The organism is Rhizobium sp. 16-488-2b, from assembly GCF_017741815.1.
Lineage (GTDB): Bacteria > Pseudomonadota > Alphaproteobacteria > Rhizobiales > Rhizobiaceae > Rhizobium.
This window is the reverse complement of sequence record NZ_JAGHMF010000008.1, coordinates 252891-270915: the sequence shown is the minus strand read 5'-3', so window position 1 is coordinate 270915 and position 18025 is coordinate 252891. Positions and strand designations below refer to the sequence as shown.

The window sequence follows — 18025 nt, the reverse complement described above, 5'->3', positions numbered from 1 at the left end:
TGATCCCCTTCTGGTTTTACGCGGTTGGCCGCGTTTCTGATCTGTGACCGTTCGGTCCTGCCGTTCTCGACGCAACAATTATGCCAGTTGCCACACGGCAGCTGGTCCGTCCCGAAGCGCATCCGCGCCGTGGCCTTTCAGCTGCTCTCGATCGCGGCGGCTGCCCGGATGGCGACGTTGCCCAGTGTCCTTTGCGCACGGCAATTGCGGGCCGGAAACAACGGGACCAAGCGAGACTGGCAAATCGTCAATGTTCCGAATAGTGCAAATTTTCTGATGACCCCGATGCGCAAAAGGCAACAAGGCGCAACGGAAAGTGGCTTGAATTTCATTCCAGACAATGCCTAAAATGCCCAAAAGTAAAGCATGGTTATTTTTTATGCAATTCGCTCCAATTTTGAGCGTGACAGGCTGCGGGGTGGCGACGATGAGCGAGCGATGTCCGGACTGATTCAAGGCGCATATTTCACCTTCCGAGGGCAGATGGTGTGCGAGAGCTTTACCGCATTTGCGCTCCACCGCGCCCGCCGGCTGGATCTGGAGATCAGCATCGGCGCTTGCGATACGGCGTCGGCCACCCTCTCGGTTCGGGGGCAGGAAGATCTGGTCGATGCGTTCGAAATGGCCTGCAGCCTCGGCCCCTATGATTGCATCATCCTCGATATCGAGCGCGGAACCGCGTGAACAGGAGCAAATTATGAAACTGAGTGAGGGATGGGTACCGGTCGGGCTGTCATCGTCGATCGAAGCCGGGACATCGGCGGGCACAACGATCGAAGGCAGCGAAATCGTCCTCTGGCGCGACAATAGCGGCAATGCACATGCCTGGGAGGACCGCTGTCCGCATCGCGGTATGCGGCTCAGCTTCGGGTTCGTGCGCGGCGATCATATCGCCTGCCTCTATCACGGCTGGCAATACGATACGGCGGGGCAGTGCCGCTACATCCCGGCGCACCCCACACTCGACGTTCCGCAGACGATCAAGGTTCCGATCTACCGCGTCGAAGAGAAGTACGGCATCATATGGACGACGACGGCAGAGGATGCGGCAATCCCGGAGGCCGGTGCTACGGAGATCACGCCGGTACGCAGCCTCTATGTAGATCGACCGATCGATGACGTCGTTGCCGCCTTCGAGACGGCTGGAATGACGGGCCTCGGCATCAATGCCGGCAAAGTCGTCCATGGCGACGACGTCCTGTTTGTCGCATTTCAGGCAACGACCGAGGCCAAGACTGCCGTTCACATAGTCCTTTGCGGCTCTATCGCGGTTTATGGCGGTGCGAAGCAGAAGCACTACGCGCAATGGGCCGAGAGACTAAGGTTCGAGCTCGAGGCTGAGCAGCGTGTGGCAGAGGTCGCCTGATGTCTGATATCACGCTCTACAACTACGAACTCGACGAACAGAGCTATCGCGCGCGTCTGGCACTTTCTATGCTGGGCCTTGAGTGGACGACAATTGCGGTTGATATGTTCCCTGGCGCGGAGCAGAAAAAGCCCGCGATGCTGGCACTGAACCCGCTGGGTACGCTCCCCGTCGTTCGCGATGGCGACCTTGTGCTGCATGGCACCGCGGCAATCCTGCTCTATCTCGCCAAGGCCTACGATCCGGCCGGAAAATGGCTGCCGGAAGAACCGGCATCCTTTGCCGCCGTGGCGAAATGGCTCGGCTTCAGCGAGACAGCTATCGCCCCCGCCGTCGAAGCCCGACTGCAGGCGCTGTTCGACACATCAGGCGATGCAGCCGCACTACGTCAGGCCGCGCGCAAGGCGTTTCGCATCATGGACGACCACATGACCGCGCGTCACTTCGACGGTAGGGAGTGGTTCGTCGGCGATGGGCCGACAGTCGCGGATCTGGCGCTCTTTCCTTCCTTCGCGCTCAGCCGCGACTATGGCGTCGAACACGATGAATATCCTGCGCTTCGCCGTTGGATCCGCCGTTTCCGCACCTTGAAGGGCTTCCACACGATGCCGGGCATTCCCGACTACCACTGATTTTCCGATCGGAGTTTTCATGAGCCCTTTGACCCGTTTTTCCGTGCAACCGCTTTCGACACTGACACGCACTTTGGCCGACGTCGCCTTCGGGCGGTCCGATCCGGACCTCGTCATCCAGGGAGCGCGCGTGCTGTCGACCTATTCCGAGCGCATCCTCGGCGACAAGGAAATCTGGGTTTCGAATGGGCGTATCGCGGCGGTGAAGCGCTCGGGCACCTACCGAGGGGGGACGGCCAAACTCTATGACGCGCGCGGTGGCATCATCGCGCCGGGCCTAGTTGATCCGCATATCCACATCGAATCCAGCATGGTGACCGCCTGCGCTTACGCGGAGGCAGCACTTCTCAACGGCACAACCACGATCTTTTGCGACAGCCACGAGATTGGCAACGTGATGGATGTCGTCGGCGTCGAGGCGATGCTGGAAGACGCGCGCCATGCGCCCTTGTCGATCTTCCTCACGGTCCCGAGCACCGTGCCGGCGACTTCCCCGCAGCTTGAGACCGCCGGCGGCGATCTGACGCCCGACAAGATCGCCACCCTCTTCGATAAATGGCCGGAAGCCGTGGCCTTGGGCGAGAAGATGGATTTCGTACAGGTCGCGATGGGCGACGAGCGCAGCCATGCGATTTTGGCCGCGGCACTGCAGCGCGGACGCCCGGTCTCCGGCCATGTTTACGGCCGCGAATTCGTTTCCGCCTATGCCGCAGCCGGCGTCACCGACACACACGAGGCAATTGATCGCGACATCGCAGACGACTTGCTGGAAGCCGGCATCTGGCTGTTCCTGCGAGGTGGCCCGCCCACGACGCCGTGGCACAGCCTGCCGCACGCTATCAAGACGATCACCGAGCTTGGCGCCTCGCATAAGCGCATTGCGGTCTGCACCGACGACCGGGATGCCGACGACCTGCTGCTCTTTGGCCTCGACTGGGTGACGCGCGAAGCCGTCAAGGCGGGCATGACCCCGGAACAAGCCTGGGCCATGGGCTCGCTGCATGGGGCAACGCGCTTCGGCATGGAAAACGACATCGGTGGCCTCGGCGGCGGTCGGCGGGCAGACCTCGTCCTGCTCACCGACGACCTGAAGCCGGTAAACACATGGTACGGCGGCGAACTGGTCGTCGAAGACCGCAAGGTGACACCCGTTCTCGAGGAGGCGCTGTCCAAGCCCTATCGCTATCCTGATGCTGCCTATCACACGGTCAAACTGCCGAAAAATCTCAAGCTGACCCCCGACCTCCCGACCGAACCGGTCATCGCCCACACCATCAAGACCGAACTGCCCGGCATCACGCTTGGCCATTCCAAGGTCACGCTGGAACCTGCCAATGACTGGCAGACCCATTTCGATCGTCACGGCCTCTGCTTCGTCACCGTCGTCGAGCGCCACGGCAAATCCCCAGGTAACGTCGCTCACGGTCTCCTGCACAGTTTCGGGCTCAAGAGGGGTGCGGTGGCCTCGTCTGTCGGACACGACAGCCACAATATCATCGTGGCGGGCACCGACGAGGCAGACATGCAGGTCGCCATGCAGGCGATCGAGGAAAAGCAGGGCGGCGTCTGCGTCGTCATGGATGGCAAGGTTACCGCCATGGTGCCATTGCCCATCGCAGGACTTCTCTCAGACAAGCGCGTGCACGAAGTCGCCGAGGAGGTCAAAGCACTGAAGATCGAATGGGAAAAGGCGGAGTGCACGATCGCCTACATGGGCTTCAACCTGATCCCCTTGTCTGTCATACCGGAGATCCGCATCACCGACAAAGGTCTCGTTCTGGTGCCTGAAATGGCGATCCAGCCACTCTTCGAGACGATCTGATGGATCCATACCGCCTGGGCCTTGTTGCAACCCGCATCCACTACTTCCAGCTGGTTGCAAGGCTTGGCTCGATCCGCCAGGCCGCCCAGGCTCTCAATATTGCGCCGTCCTCGGTAAGCCGTATCCTGCGGCAACTGGAGGACGAACTTGGCACATCCCTGTTCGAACGCGTGCGCCAGCGCCTCAAGCTGACGAGTGCCGGTGAGCTCATGCTTTACCGCGCCCGTCTCAGTCTCTCCGAGTTGAACCGCGCCTGCAGCGAAATCACCGATCTGCATGGCCTGCATCGCGGAACCGTCTCCGTCGCCGTGATCGAGAGCGTGTCGCGCGGCCTGATGCCGGATGTGCTTCAGGAGTTCTGGCAGCGCCACCCCGGCGTCACCGTGAACGTCGGCGTCATGGGTTCGCAGCAAGCCGTCAATGCGGTGGCCGAGGGTGAGTGCGATCTCGCCGTGGTGTTCGATATCAAGGTGCCTCGCAATGTTCGACGGATCGCAACAGTGTCGTTGCCGCTCGGCGTCCTCGCCTTGCCCGACAGTCGCTTTGCCGAGAGGGAGGAACTGCGACTGTTCGATCTTGCGGGCGAACGCGTCATTCTGTCGGACTCCAGCCTGACGCTTGGTGCCTGGCTCGAAGAAGCCTTCAGCCGCTCGCTGGTAGACATCAAGCAACGCAGCCGCACCAATTCGATTGGCCTGATGGTGGATCTCGCCAAGCGTAACCTTGGCACGGTCTTGCAGACGCGTGTCGGCATCGAGCAGGAGATCGCCGACGGAACGCTGACATTCATACCGCTGCGTGATCCCAAGCTCAGCCCGCGCAAGCTGATGCTTTTGTCGCGCTCGGAAAAGGAGATGTCCGACGCGGCCTCCGCTCTCGGCAAGCTGCTGTCGCAGGCGATCGAGCGCTTGGGCGAGAGAGGGATATGAGTTGTTGCGTTGAACGCATCACTTGGATCGGAAATTACAGACTATTCGGAACATCTTCAGTTTGCGACCTTCGCCCCGAAATGAGGACGCACCATGAAAAAATCTGCAGTTGATGCCATCATCCGGGGCCTGAAGAAGGCCGGCGTGAGCATTGTTTGTTACCTTCCCGATTCCCTCTTCAAGGAGTTGTATCCAGCCCTCGACGCCGACCCTGATATCCGTACCATCCGGGTCACCAACGAGGGTGAGGGCGCGGCCATCTGTGGCGGTGTGTTCCTGTCTGGAAAGCGCGCGGCGTTGATCATGGAGAACTCCGGCCTGCGGGCGTCGGTCGAGCCGCTCGCCCGCATGGGTCTCGGCGCCGGCATCCCTGTCGTCATGCTGATGAGCTATCGCGGTGAGATGGGGGAAAACAACTGGTGGGCCATTCCTCACGGCATCACCATGGAGCCGGTGCTCAACGCGCTGCGCATTCCCTATCAGGTGGTGCGCGAGGAAGAACGCATCGAGCGGGCGATCGCCGACGCGTATGAATGGTCCTATGCCGCCTACTACCATTCGGCCGTGGCTCTGGGCGGGGAGATCGTTCGATGAAGCGCTTCGATTGCATGATGGTCCTTTCCGCCCGGCTGAAGGACGAACTGGTCATTCTCTCGCTCGGCGCCAGCGTCGACGAATGGTACAACGCCGCGCCGCACATGCGCGAAGCAAGTCTGTTCCAGCAGCAGCTCGGCTGCGTTACGCCGCAGGCCTTCGGCCTGGCAGCCGGTCTGCCGCAGCGCCGCATCGTCTCCCTCGATACCGATGGCGGAATGATGTTCAATCTCGGCATCCTGGCCACGCTCGGCAACGAGCAGCCGAAAAACCTCTTCGTCGTCGTCTGGGACAACGAGTGCTACCAGTCGATCGGCGGACCACCGACCCACACGGCCTCCGGCCGCATCAACATCGCTACCATCGCGCGCGGGGCAGGGGTCGAACAGGCCCATACCGCCCGAACGCTGGACGAATTCGAGGCGCATTGCGAAGCGGGTCTCAAGGCGGACGTTCCCTATGTCGTCGTCGCCAAGGTCGCTGGCACGGTCCAGCCGAATATCAAGCGCAAGCACAGCGACGGTCGCGAGGACAAGTACATCTTCGTGCGCCATGTCGAGGCGACCGAAGGCATCGTCATCATGGGCCCCAGCGAACACAACTGAGACCCAGCGAAGATAAGGAATGCCGCATCCAATGCCTGCTCCTGCTATCCCGACAAAGCCCATTGCCGCAGCCTACGACTATATCGTCGTAGGCGCCGGCTCGGGTGGCTGCGCGGTTGCGCGGCGGCTGATCGACGGCAGCGATGCAACTGTTTTGCTGATCGAAGCAGGCGGCCCCGGCATCGGCGTTGCCGAAATCGACAATCCGGCCTCCTGGGTGCCGCTGGGGCGCAGCAGATATGACTGGGGATACGACTACGCGCCGAACCAGCGCGTCAATGACCGGACCATAGGCATTCCGCGCGGCAAGGTACTTGGTGGTTCGAGCAGCATCAACGCAATGATGTGGTATCGTGGAGACCCGCGCGACTACGACGGCTGGGAGGCGGTCGGTGCGCAAGGCTGGTCGTTCAAGGACGTCCTGCCCTATTTCAAGCGTGCCGAGGACTGGGAAGGCGGCGCATCCGAACTGCGCGGCGTCGGTGGTCCTCTGCGCATCGAGCGCAGCAAAGCGCCTCATCCAGTCGCCGAAGCCATGCTTGGCGGTTCCGCGGAACTCGGCATCCCCATCATCGACGACCCCAATGGCCCGTCCAACGAAGGGGCGGCGCTTTCCAACCTCAACATGTCGTCAGGCGAACGCTGGAGTTCGGCGAGAGGCTACCTCTGGCCGATCTTCGAAAATGAACGTCTGACGATCCTGACCGATGCGCTGGCGATCGGTCTCGGCGTCGAAAATGGTCGCTGCGTGTCGGTCGAATACCTCCACGCGGGAGAGGTGCGGGAGGTCCGAGCAACCACGCATGTCATCCTGGCGCTTGGCGCGATCGACACGCCGCGGCTCTTGATGATGTCGGGCATCGGCGATCCCGCGGAGTTGAAGCGGCTTGGTATTGATGTCCGCCTTGCTCTTCCCGGCGTCGGCCAAAACCTCCAGGATCACCCGCTGGTCCAGGCCTGCGTGTTTCGTGCCAAGCAACCGCTGGGCCCGGTGCGCGACAATGGCGGCGGCGCGGCCATCAACTGGAAATCGTCTGCCGCTTTGGCCCAGCCGGACCTGCATGCCTTTCCGGTGCAAGGCAACAGCGCTGAACCGCGCATTCGCGAACTCTATGACCTATCGGGCGATGTGTTCTCAATCGGCTGCGGACTGATGCACTCGAAGAGCGTCGGCTACATGCGGTTGCTGTCGGCGGCACCCGGCGGCGCGGTCGAGATCCAGCCAAACTATCTGGCGGAACAAGGCGACCTCGATGCGCTGGTAACCGCTGTCGAAACAATGATGGAGCTTGCCGCGACACGAACCTATGCCGATTGGTTCGGCGGCTACGCGGCACCATCGCGGCGGCTCTCTCGGGCTGCAACAGTCGACTACATCAGGAATGCCTGCTCGACGTTTTTCCATGTCAGCGGCACCTGTGCGATGGGCAGCAGCGAGGCAGCCGTCGTCGACAGCAGGCTGCGGGTGCGCGGTATCGATGGGCTGAGCATCGCAGATGCCTCCGTCATGCCGATCATCCCCACCTGCCATACCCATGCGCCGGTAACGATGATCGGCGAACGCGCCGCCGACTTCGTTCTCGAGGAGGCCTGAAACTTGCATGTACGGCATGAACCCGAAACGAACTGGATGATGGCATGAGCACGGATAAGCAGATTGTCGCCGGCGACTACCTTTTGACGATGGACATTGAAAACCGCGTCGTGTCGGGTGGCGCTGTCCTTATCGACGGCGGCGTTATCGAAGCAGTCGCCCCGCTTGGCGAGCTTGTTGCCGCCAATCCCGACGTCCCGGTCAGGAAAGTCGCCAACTCCGTAATCATGCCGGGACTGGTCAACGCTCACGCGCATTCCGGTTTTCTACGGGGTACGGCGGAACACCTGCCGGTATGGGACTGGCTGACGCTGCATATCAACCCGATGCATCGGGCCCTTCAGCCGCATGAAGCCGAGGCCGCATCCTGGCTCTGCTACGCCGAATCCGTCCTCGCCGGCACGACGACCATTGTCGACATGTGGCGGTTCATGGAGGGCAGCGCCAAGGCCGCCTGCGCGATTGGCAACCGCCTCGTGGCCGTGCCTTATGTCGGCGAACATCCGGAATATAACTACTTCGATACGCTCGACATGAACGAGGCGATGATCGAGGCTTGGCACCGGAAGGCCGATGGCCGCGTGAATGTCTGGGTGGGATTGGAGCACCTGTTCTATGCCGACGAGGCGGGCCAGCAGCGCGCGATCCAGCTCGCAAAGACCCATGACACCGGTTTCCATACCCACTGCAGCGAAGCAGAAATCGAGCTTGCCGAATTCGACAAGCGCTACGGCAAGCGCCCGATGTACGCGCTGGCGGATCTCGGTTTCTTCGAGGCGCCGCGCACCATGATCGCGCATGGCGTCTGGCTGGATTCCGCGGAGGTGGAGTTCATTTCGAAATACAATGTCTCGATCGCCCACAACCCCGTTAGCAACATGAAACTCGCCAGCGGCGTCGCCCTGGTGGGAGAGATGCTTGCCGCCGGCGTTCCTGTTGGTATCGGCACGGATGGCGAGAAGGAAAACAACAACTTCGACATGTTCGAGGAAATGAAGGTTGCTTCCCTGCTCGGCAAGCTGAAAGACCTTGATGCCGCCGCCATGGACAGCTGGGACGTGCTGCGCATGGCGACCATAACCGGCGCCAGGGCGATCGGGCTCGACCACGAGATCGGCTCGCTCGAGCCGGGCAAGCGTGCCGATCTGATCGCCGTGCGCACCGACACGCCGCGCATGACGCCGCTTTTCGGCGAGGGACCTTACTTCAACCTGCAACACAATCTCGTCCATGCCGTGCGTGGCGGCGACGTCAGCCTCACAATGGTCGATGGCAAGGTCCTTGTCGAAGACGGCAAGCTGAAGACCGGCGATCTCAAGGAGATCATCGCCGAGGTCCACCGCATTGCATCACCGCATTTTGCCCGCCGCGCAGCCTGGCTGGCCGAGAACCGCGAAGGCACCGCACAATGGACCAAGGCGAGCTGAGGAGGCGGCTGTGGCGAAGACGACCGACCGCGCGGCACTGAACGAATGGTACGCCGTCGAAACCTCGTCGGACCTGACTACAACGCCGATCCGCACGCGCCTGCTGGGACAGGACATCGAGCTTTTCCGCCGAGAAAACGGTGAGGTGGTCATTCGCGAGATCGATGCCGGCTGGCCTTCCGGTCCAGCACTTCCGGTCCGCGAGAAATATGGTTGTGTATGGACGACGCTCGGGCAACCCAACAAGGAGGTCTTCGACATTGCCGAAGCCTTCGAAAGCGACCGCCGCTTCGTGCCGTGTGGCTGGGTGAAGATGCGCGCCTCCGGACTGAGGGTCGTCGAGAACTTTCTCGACATGGCGCATTTTCCATTCGTCCACACGGATATCCTCGGATCCGAACCGCATACCGAGGTGCCTGGCTATCTCAGCGAAATCCGTCGCGACGTCGATGAGGTCTGGGCGACGAACTGCACGTTCTTCCAGCCACGCATTGCCGCAATCGAAAGCGAGGGCGCTTTCGTGCAGCTTACGTATCGCGTGCCCACGCCCTTCGTCGTCATGCTCTATCGGGTATGTCCGACTGCACCCGACCGGCTCGATGCAATCGCGCTCTTCATCCACCCGATCGAAGAAGACCTCTGCCGCGCACAGCCGGTCATGTATCTCGTCGACAGCAGCTCGACACAGACGGCTCTGCTCAATTTCGAGCAGGTCATCTTCCTTCAGGATCGCATCATCGTCGAAAATCAGCGCCCGCTGCTTCTGCCGCTCGAGCCGCGGCAGGAGATTCCAACACGCGCGGACAGCTCTTCCGTCGCCTACAGGCGCTGGCTGAAGGAAAAGGGCGTGCGCTTCGGCACGATCGGAGCACCCTGAGCATGACAACGGGCAAACTCTCCGTGCTTCGTCCGACAGCCTTGCGGCAAACACCGGCTATCATTCCATCATACGCTGCGCACTCAGCGCCGCAGACAGACTTCGCACCACTCGATCGGTCGAAAGTACCGGAGACCATCAATCATGACCTTGTCCATCCCCTCCCTTGAACCCTCCACCCAGGGTGCTCGAGCGTTTCTGTCCAAGCAGCGCAAAACGCTTCTGATCGACGGCGCATGGTTCGACGCGTCGTCCGGCCAGACCTTTACGACATATGACCCCGCCAACGGTCGCCTGTTGGCGGAACTGGCGGCGGCAGGTGAGGCCGATGTCAATGCCGCCGTCGCCGCTGCCCGGCGAGCTTTCGAGAGCGACGCCTGGCGCGGGCTTACCCCGTCGGCACGTGGAAAACTGCTGTGGCGGATTGCGGATCTCATCGACGCCCATGCGGACGAGCTTGCCGAACTGGAGACGCTTGATCAGGGCAAATCTCTGAAAACCGGTCGCTTTGGCGAAATTCCGGCGGCGGCCGAGCAGTTTCGTTACTTTGCAGGATTTGCGACCAAGATCCTGGGCAAGACCATCCCGACATCGATCGGCTACCAACCTGCCGGCAGAAAGATATTCGCCTATACGACGCGGGAACCCATCGGTGTGGTCGCGGCGATCACGCCGTGGAATTCGCCAATGCTGATGGCGGCGATGAAGCTCGCGCCCGCGCTGGCGGCCGGTTGCACCGTCGTTCTAAAGCCTGCCGAGGAAACGTCGCTGACAGCCCTCCGGCTCGGTGAATTGATGATCGAGGCCGGATTGCCGGCCGGCGTTGTCAACATCGTTACAGGCCTTGGCGAAGCGGCAGGCGCGGCACTCACGGGCCATCCCGACGTCGACAAGGTGGCCTTCACCGGCTCCACCGAGGTCGGAAAGCTGATCGTCGGCGCGGCGCGGGGCAACCTGAAAAAGCTAACGCTCGAGCTTGGCGGCAAGTCACCGGCTATTGTTATGTCGGATGCTGATATGGATCTCGCCATACCCGGCATAGCGCGCGGCATCTTTGCCAACGCTGGGCAAGTCTGTGTCGCAGGCTCGAGAGTCTATGCGCATCGCGCTGTCTATGAGCAGCTAGTGGAAGGACTTGCTCGAGAGGCCGACAAGCTGAAGCTCGGGCACGGTCTCGATCCGCAGACCGACCTGGGGCCGCTGGTTAACCGCAAGCAGGCCGATCGTGTCGCCGGCTTCATCAGCGAAGCGACGAATGAGGGAGTGGAGATCATCGCCGGTGGCGCACAAGTGGGCGAGGAAAAGACCTTCTATCGGCCAACTGTCGTTACAGGTGTGCGCCAGGATTTGCGGATGATGCAGGAGGAAATCTTCGGGCCCGTGGTCGCGGTCACCCCGTTCGACGATGTCGATGAGGCGATCAGCTACGCCAACGATTCACCCTATGGGCTTGCCGCAAGCGTTTGGACGGCCGACCTCAGTGCCGCACATCGGCTGTCCGCTCGGGTTCGTTCCGGCACGGTCTGGATCAACTGCCACTCCTATTTCTCGCCGGAACTTCCCAAGGGCGGACACAAGCAATCGGGGTGGGGGTATGAGAATGGTGCTCCGGGCCTGGAAAACTATTTGGAGCTCAAGACTGTCTGCGCGGTAATATGAGATACATGACGTCCGATGGCAGCGGCTGTTCCGTTCCATCGGTCATCCCGACGAGGAAAATTTTCAGCGCATTGGAAGACGGCCAACTCGTTGTCGGATCCGCCCGGCAGTCTGTGCCAGCAGTGCTGACGGAAACGGAGATCTCACGTGTGCTATCAAGCGCTTTCCCGCCGAAGGACCTGGAAACCAGTGTCGTGGCTTACCCCGCGGTGGTCGATGCCGCTCGCGCGCTCCATGATCATTGTCATCGCCCGCTGTCCCATCTCATATGTATGAGGCTGTAGTGTCGTAATTCCGGGCGTGATTTCCGAAGCAATCTCATAATCGCCCCAGCCGGCGACCGCTAGGCGGTCGGGAACCTTCCAACCACGGCGGCCGCATTCAAACAGGACACCAGCGGCCACAATGTCTGTAGGGCAGATGATTGCGTCGACGTCTGGATCGATCGCGCATAACCTTTCAAGCGCTTTTGCTCCGGCACTGAACCCATCTGCTTCATCGACAAGAACAATCCGGTGGCTGCCAAGCCCAGCGCGTTCCACGCATCGCTTGAAAACCGGCACACGCTCGGTATAGCGACGGGAAACATCGCTGTCATAGGCTACAAACCCGATCCGCTGGCGCCCCGTCTCGATAAGAAGCGACGTAATTGCATGCGTTGCATCAGCGGTCGAATAGCCGACGGCCATGTCAAAGGGGTTATTATATACCCAGGACTCAACGACCGGAGTTCCTGTCTTGCGCAAGAGGGTCAAGGCATCCATCTCATGTTCGTCGCCAACGAGGGCGATGCCGGCGACACGCAAGCCGACAAATGTTCGGATCGCCGCCGCTTCCTGGTTAACCGTGTCCGCCAATTTCAAAATCAATTGATAGCCTTGGCTTGTCACGCGATCCTGCATGCCGCGAACATAGTTGTAAAAGCTCGAGTTCTTGATCGAGGGAATGACGGCGCCGATGACGCGGCTCTGGCCAGACGCAAGATTGCCGGCGGCGTGGTTCGGCACATACCCCAGTTCGGAGGCGATCTTCAGCACACGCTGGCGGGTTTCCTCCTGCACGCGTTCGGGGTAGCGGAACGTGTTTGAAACCGTCATCGGCGATACGCCGGCCGCTACGGCGACCGATTGCATCGTGACAGTTTCATCGTTCCGGGGCTTCGTCATGGTGTGGCCTTGAGCTTAATTCTACATCTAAGTGATCACGAAATATGCACTGCTATAAATGACGGCAAAATGAGAAAAGCAATCCTTGACAGAAGTCAGGTGCAGAATATTGTAGCGCTACAAAGCGAAGATAGCAGTATGTCTGTTTCGAATTTGGGGCGGATGCGAGAGGCCGGGAACTATTCATGACAGTAGCAGGGCTTGAGAGCGATACGGGTCTGTTGCTGGCGGGGATCCACAAATCCTACGGAAAAGTCACTGCCGTCAAGAATCTTGACCTGCATGTGTCGGCAGGCGAGCTGGTTGCCCTGCTCGGGCCGTCGGGTTGCGGCAAGACGACGACGCTGCGCATGGTCGCCGGTTTCGAGGCGCCGGATTCCGGATCGGTGAAGATTGGCGGCGACGAGATTTCGCAGCTGCCACCGCACAAGCGCCATCTCGGCATGGTGTTTCAGAACTACAGCCTGTTTCCGCATCGCACGGTTGCCGAAAACATCGGTTTCGGTCTGCGCATGGCCGGCATGCCGAGGGTGGAGCGTGACGGCAAGGTCGCGGAAATGCTCGATCTCGTGCAGCTTCGGGGGCGCGGCGACGTTTATCCGTCAAAACTGTCGGGCGGCCAGCAGCAGCGCGTCGCGCTGGCGCGCTCCCTGGTGGTCAATCCGAAGGTTTTGCTGCTCGACGAACCGCTTGGCGCGCTCGACAAGTCGCTGCGTGAAAGCATGCAGTTCGAAATCCGCGGCATGCAGCAGCGTCTTGGCATCACGGCGCTTCTCGTCACCCACGATCAGGAAGAGGCCATGTCGATGGCCGATCAGGTGGCGGTGATGAACGGCGGACGTATTCTGCAGATAGGTGCGCCGACGGATATCTACGACAGGCCGAAGAGCCGCTTTGTCGCCGAGTTTCTCGGGACGTCGAACATTTTTGAAGGCGCGGTCGGTGAAGACGGCGCAACGCTGAAGGTTCCCGGACCACAAGGCTTGATGGCTCTCCCCTTGCCCGAGCGGCGGCCTGCCGGCCAGGGACAGCTTCTCTCTGTTCGTCCCGAAAGGATGTCGCTGGCAACAGGTGAAGCCGCAAGCGGCTTTGAGGCCCGCATCGTCGGAGCGGTCTTTCGCGGCAATTATGCCGCTTATCAGGTTGCGGTTCCCTCTCTCGGTCGCGAGCTTTTCGTCTACCGGCAGGCCGATGGCCCGCTCGGCTCGACCACCTATCATCTCGGCCAGGCTGTGACGCTCGACTGGGCGCCGCAGGATGGCGTCGTCGTCAACGCGTAGTAATTTTGAAAGTGATGCAAATGCAGAAAACTGGTGCGCGTATCGGGATCGACGTCGGTGGGACCTTTACCGACTTCGTTCTGTCCAACCCGAACGATGGCAGCCTGACCTATTACAAGGAGCCATCGACGCCGGACGATCCGTCGCGCGCCCTGATCGAGGGGCTCCAGAGCCTGTTGACGAAGGCCGGCATGACATCCGCCGATGTCGGCACGCTGATGCACGGCACGACGATCGGCCTCAATGCGATCATTCAGCGGCGCGGCGCCACCATCGCGCTAGTGGTGAGCAAGGGCTATCGCGATATCCTCGAAATCGCCCGCAGCCGCATGCCGTCGTCGTTCGACTTCCATGCGAGCAAGGAAGAGCCGCTGGTGCCGCGCTTGCGCATCGTCGAGGTCGATGCCCGTTTGTCCGCGCATGGCGAGGTCACGAAAGCTGCCGACGAGGCAGAGCTGGACCGCGTGGCCGCGGAACTCAAGTCGCTCGGCGTCGATGCCGCCGCCCTCGTGCTGATCAACGGCTATACGACGCCGTCGGTCGAAATCGGCATGGCGAAAACGCTGTCGGAAAAGGCCGGTGGCCTGTCGATCACCTCTGCTGCCGCCATCTGGCCGGAAATCCGCGAATACGAGCGCACGCTGGTCGCCTGCCTCAATGCCTATATCCAGCCGCTGATGCAGCGCTACTTCGCCGGTCTCACGAAGGGGCTGGAACGCGATGGCGTGGTCGCCCCGATCCTTGTGACGGCGTCCAACGGCGGCTCGCTCAGCCTCGTCTCGGCGGATGAACGCCCAGTCGAAACCATTCTGTCCGGCCCTGCCTCGGGTGTCATGGCCGCTGCCCGTCTGGCGCAGGCGGCTGATGTCAAGTCGATCATCACCTTCGACATGGGCGGCACCTCTTCCGATATCGCGGTGGCGCAGGCCGGTTCGGCAGAGCTTGCGACACGCACAGACATCGGCGGCCTGCCGCTGGTTCTGCCGGTTGTTGATGTGTCGGCCATCGGCGCCGGTGGTGGTTCCATCGTCTGGGTGGATGCCCACGGTCTCCTCAAGGTCGGCCCCCAGAGCGCTAGCGCGATGCCCGGCCCGGTTTCCTATGGTCGTGGCGGCAAACAGCCGGCCGTCACCGATTGCTATCTGGCGCTCGGTTATATCGATCCCGCCGGCTTCCTCGGCGGCCGCATGAAGCTCGATATCGACGCCGCACGCGCAGCGCTCGGCGAAGTTGGCAATCGCATCGGCCTGACCGGTGACGATGGCGCAGCCCTTGCCGCCGAAGGTGCGCTTGCCGTCACCACCGCCGGCATGGCGACCGAGCTCTACAAGACGCTTGCCTCGCGTGGTCTCGATCCTGCTGCCTTCGCGCTCGTGCCCTTCGGCGGCGCCGGCCCGACCCATGCGAACCTTCTGGCCGAAGAGGCCGGTATCGGCCGCGTCGTCATCCCGCCGGCCGCCGGCACGTTCTGCGCGCTCGGGGCTGCGGCCGCCGACCTGCGCCGCGACTTCGTCCGCAGCCTGCGCCGCGCCGTCGACGATGCCAGTGCGGCCATGATGCTCGACGTGATGAAGGAGCTGGAAGACGAAGGCAGCGCTTGGCTCGACCGCGAAGGTGACACCGGCCAGACCCGCCGGTTCGAACGTGGCGCCGACATGCGCTATGCCGGTCAGGCTTATGAACTGCGCGTCAAGCTGGATGAAAATGCCCGCGGCGCTGCCTCGATCTGCGAAGCCTTCCATCTGGAACATGAGCGCATCTACGGTTTCCGCGATACTGAGACCGAGGTCGAGCTCGGCACCGTTCGCCTCGCCGTTGTTGGCGTGACCGAAAACATCACCCAGCCGGAAATTGCCGCCGGTACGGGCACGCCTTCTGCCAAGGGCGAGCGGCCGCTGTTCCGTGCCGGCAAATGGGTTTCGGCCGGCGTCTATGACCGCAGCGCGTTTGGCGCAGGCGACAAGATCAGCGGCCCGGCGATCATCGAACAGGACGATACGACGACCGTTCTTCTTCCCGGCTGGTCGGCCCGCGCCGATGCTCTTGGAAACCTCCATCTCGAAAGACATGCGCAATGAAGCTTGATCCCGTCACGCTCGCCATTCTCGGCAACAAGCTCGCCGCCGTCAGCGAGGAAATGTGCCTGACGCTGCAGCGCACCGGCCGCACACTCTATGTCAAGGAAACGGCAGACTTCGCCTGCGCGCTCGCAGGCCTCGATGGTCGCTTCTTTGCCTATCCGCGGTCAATCGGCGTCTCCGGCTTCGTCGGCCTGGAATGCGCACCGTCGATCGCTGCCGTCGGCCCGCTGGAGCCGGGTGATGTCATCCTGACCAACGATCCCTACCGATCGGAAGGTCTCGCCACCCATCTGCCCGACCTGCATATGATCGAACCCTATTTCCATGACGGCAAGATCGTCGCTTACGGCTGGTGTTTCGTGCACTGCTCGGATGTCGGCGGACGCGTGCCATCCAGCATTTCGCCGGTCAACACGGAAATCTTCCAGGAAGGCCTGCGCATTCCGCCGGTCAAGCTGATTAAGAAGGGGGAGATGAATCCCGACGTCGCCCTCTTCCTCAATGCGAACAGCCGCACGCCGGATGCCAATATGGGCGATATCCGTGCCATGCTGGCAGCGCTCGCCGCCGGTCGCCGCCGTCTGGAACAGACGATCGGCCAGCATGGTGTCGAAACCGTCGCCACCGCCGCCGTCGATCTCGTCGCCTATTCGGCGGAAAAGGCGCGCAGCGTACTGAAACGCGTGCCATCAGGCACCTACAGCTTCTCCGACTATCTCGACGACGATGCGGCGACCCGCTTGCCGGTGCGTATCGCCCTGTCGGCGACCTTCGAGGACGGCGAGGTGCATCTCGATTTCACCGGCACCGACCCGCAGGTCGCGACCGCGATGAACATTCCTTCGCGCGGCCGCCCGCATGCCTGGCTGACGCTGCGCGTGCTTGCGCTTGTCAATACGCTCGACCCGACCACGCCGCTCAATGTCGGCATGCTGGCGCCGGTCAAGATTACGGCTCCCGAAGGCAGCCTCGTCAACCCGCAGGAACCGGCGGCCGTTGGTGTGCGCCATGCCGCCGCCATCCGCGTCAACGACGTGCTGAACGGCGCCTTCGGCAAGGCGCTGCCGGATGTCATGCCGGCTGCTTCCTCCGGCACGGTCATTCCCGTTGTCATGGCGGAGCCGGACGGCCGTGGTGGACGGCGCGTGCAGGTCATCGAGCCGATGATCGGCGGCACCGGTGCGCGCAAGGGCCGCGACGGTATCGACGGTCGCGACAGTGGCATTTCCAACCTTGCCAACAATCCGGTCGAAACGGTCGAGGCCGAACTTGGCATCGAGATTTCCACCTACGCGCTTCGCCCTGATTCCGGCGGCGCCGGTCAGTGGCGTGGCGGTTGCGGCATGGAACTGACGTTCCGCGTTTTGACGGATGACAGCAACGTGCTCGGCCGTGGCCTGGAGCGGCTGCTGTTCCGCCCCTGGGGCTCGAATGGCGGCAAGCCCGGCATGCCGGGCCAGCTCATCCTCAATCGCGGCAAGGTCGGCGAACGCCATCTCGGCAAGATCGACGTCCTGACCGTCAATGCCGGTAATACCGTCACCTTCCTGACCCCCGGCGCCGGTGGGTGGGGCGACCCCGCCAAGCGCGATCCCGAAGCGGTGCTGAAGGATGTTGTCAACGGTTTCGTCACAATCGAGGCCGCCGCAGCAGAGTATGGCGTGTCGATCGTCGATGGCGCCGTGGATGTGGCTGCGACGACAGGCCTGCGCAAGGACATGACGGCCAGCACCGGCCTTACCGCCCAGGGCGCCGAGCGCGAGCGGTGGGATGAAGCCTTCCCGGCAAGCGTGATGGATACGCTCAACCGCGCGCTGGTCATGCTACCCGGCGCCGTGCGCCAGCGTCGTCGCCGCGAAATCTTCGATGCCGTTCTCTCGGAACTGCCGGAAGGCTTTCCGCGTATTGCGGCCAGCAAGTCTGCCGTCGATGCCGCTCGGCAAAAACTGGAAGCTGCCGCCGGCAGCTTCTGATGCGCATGCAAACCGAATTC

16 protein-coding genes are annotated in these 18025 nt (G+C 61.9%); 15 read left to right on the top strand and 1 reads right to left on the bottom strand.

Annotated elements, in window-relative coordinates:
* The first annotated feature begins 24 nt into the window (after nucleotides 1-24).
* The 12 genes from J5286_RS09915 to J5286_RS09860 all read left to right on the top strand — a co-directional run bounded on the left by J5286_RS09915 (nucleotide 25) and on the right by J5286_RS09860 (nucleotide 11505).
* Complete coding sequence (locus tag J5286_RS09915) at nucleotides 25-348, top strand: hypothetical protein (protein WP_209190183.1); 324 nt, start codon at nucleotides 25-27, stop codon at nucleotides 346-348.
* Nucleotides 349-438: 90 nt separating this feature from the next.
* Entirely contained in the window at nucleotides 439-684 is a 246-nt protein-coding gene (locus J5286_RS09910) for a hypothetical protein (RefSeq protein ID WP_245205651.1), read from the top strand.
* Nucleotides 685-697: 13 nt separating this feature from the next.
* Nucleotides 698-1366, top strand: coding sequence for a Rieske (2Fe-2S) protein (locus tag J5286_RS09905; protein ID WP_209190182.1), 669 nt, complete (start codon nucleotides 698-700; stop codon nucleotides 1364-1366).
* Nucleotides 1366-1998: a glutathione S-transferase family protein gene (locus J5286_RS09900; protein WP_209190181.1), complete on the top strand. Its 633-nt coding sequence runs from the start codon at nucleotides 1366-1368 to the stop codon at nucleotides 1996-1998. Before J5286_RS09905 ends, J5286_RS09900 begins: the two co-directional genes overlap by 1 nt.
* Nucleotides 1999-2017: 19 nt before the next feature.
* On the top strand, nucleotides 2018-3820 hold the full coding sequence (locus J5286_RS09895) for an adenine deaminase (RefSeq protein ID WP_209190180.1): 1803 nt from the start codon (nucleotides 2018-2020) through the stop codon (nucleotides 3818-3820).
* On the top strand, nucleotides 3820-4749 hold the full coding sequence (locus tag J5286_RS09890; RefSeq protein WP_209190179.1) for a LysR family transcriptional regulator: 930 nt from the start codon (nucleotides 3820-3822) through the stop codon (nucleotides 4747-4749). The genes J5286_RS09895 and J5286_RS09890 overlap by 1 nt, the downstream gene beginning before the upstream one ends.
* A 93-nt stretch (nucleotides 4750-4842) precedes the next feature.
* Nucleotides 4843-5343, top strand: coding sequence for a thiamine pyrophosphate-binding protein (locus J5286_RS09885; protein WP_209190178.1), 501 nt, complete (start codon nucleotides 4843-4845; stop codon nucleotides 5341-5343).
* Nucleotides 5340-5948, top strand: a complete 609-nt coding sequence (locus J5286_RS09880) for a thiamine pyrophosphate-dependent enzyme (protein WP_209190177.1) — start codon at nucleotides 5340-5342, stop codon at nucleotides 5946-5948. The genes J5286_RS09885 and J5286_RS09880 overlap by 4 nt, the downstream gene beginning before the upstream one ends.
* Nucleotides 5949-5979: 31 nt before the next feature.
* Complete coding sequence (locus tag J5286_RS09875) at nucleotides 5980-7542, top strand: GMC family oxidoreductase (RefSeq protein WP_209190176.1); 1563 nt, start codon at nucleotides 5980-5982, stop codon at nucleotides 7540-7542.
* A gap of 44 nt (nucleotides 7543-7586) precedes the next feature.
* Nucleotides 7587-8969, top strand: a complete 1383-nt coding sequence (locus J5286_RS09870; protein ID WP_209190175.1) for an amidohydrolase family protein — start codon at nucleotides 7587-7589, stop codon at nucleotides 8967-8969.
* Nucleotides 8970-8979: 10 nt separating this feature from the next.
* Nucleotides 8980-9846: an aromatic ring-hydroxylating oxygenase subunit alpha gene (locus J5286_RS09865; protein WP_209190174.1), complete on the top strand. Its 867-nt coding sequence runs from the start codon at nucleotides 8980-8982 to the stop codon at nucleotides 9844-9846.
* Nucleotides 9847-9990: 144 nt separating this feature from the next.
* Complete coding sequence (locus J5286_RS09860) at nucleotides 9991-11505, top strand: aldehyde dehydrogenase family protein (RefSeq protein ID WP_209190173.1); 1515 nt, start codon at nucleotides 9991-9993, stop codon at nucleotides 11503-11505.
* A 155-nt stretch (nucleotides 11506-11660) separates the two neighbouring features.
* Here the strand turns inward: J5286_RS09860 and J5286_RS09855 are convergent, their stop codons facing one another.
* Nucleotides 11661-12671, bottom strand: a complete 1011-nt coding sequence (locus J5286_RS09855) for a LacI family DNA-binding transcriptional regulator (RefSeq protein WP_245205649.1) — start codon at nucleotides 12669-12671, stop codon at nucleotides 11661-11663.
* A gap of 185 nt (nucleotides 12672-12856) precedes the next feature.
* On the opposite strand from J5286_RS09855, the gene J5286_RS09850 reads away from it, so the two are divergent.
* Genes J5286_RS09850 through J5286_RS09840 form a run of 3 tightly spaced genes read left to right on the top strand, consistent with a single transcriptional unit; the run spans nucleotide 12857 to nucleotide 18005 of the window.
* On the top strand, nucleotides 12857-13951 hold the full coding sequence (locus J5286_RS09850) for an ABC transporter ATP-binding protein (protein ID WP_209190172.1): 1095 nt from the start codon (nucleotides 12857-12859) through the stop codon (nucleotides 13949-13951).
* Nucleotides 13952-13971: 20 nt separating this feature from the next.
* Complete coding sequence (locus J5286_RS09845) at nucleotides 13972-16029, top strand: hydantoinase/oxoprolinase family protein (protein ID WP_209190171.1); 2058 nt, start codon at nucleotides 13972-13974, stop codon at nucleotides 16027-16029.
* Entirely contained in the window at nucleotides 16026-18005 is a 1980-nt protein-coding gene (locus J5286_RS09840) for a hydantoinase B/oxoprolinase family protein (protein ID WP_209190170.1), read from the top strand. The genes J5286_RS09845 and J5286_RS09840 overlap by 4 nt, the downstream gene beginning before the upstream one ends.
* Nucleotides 18006-18025: the final 20 nt, after the last annotated feature.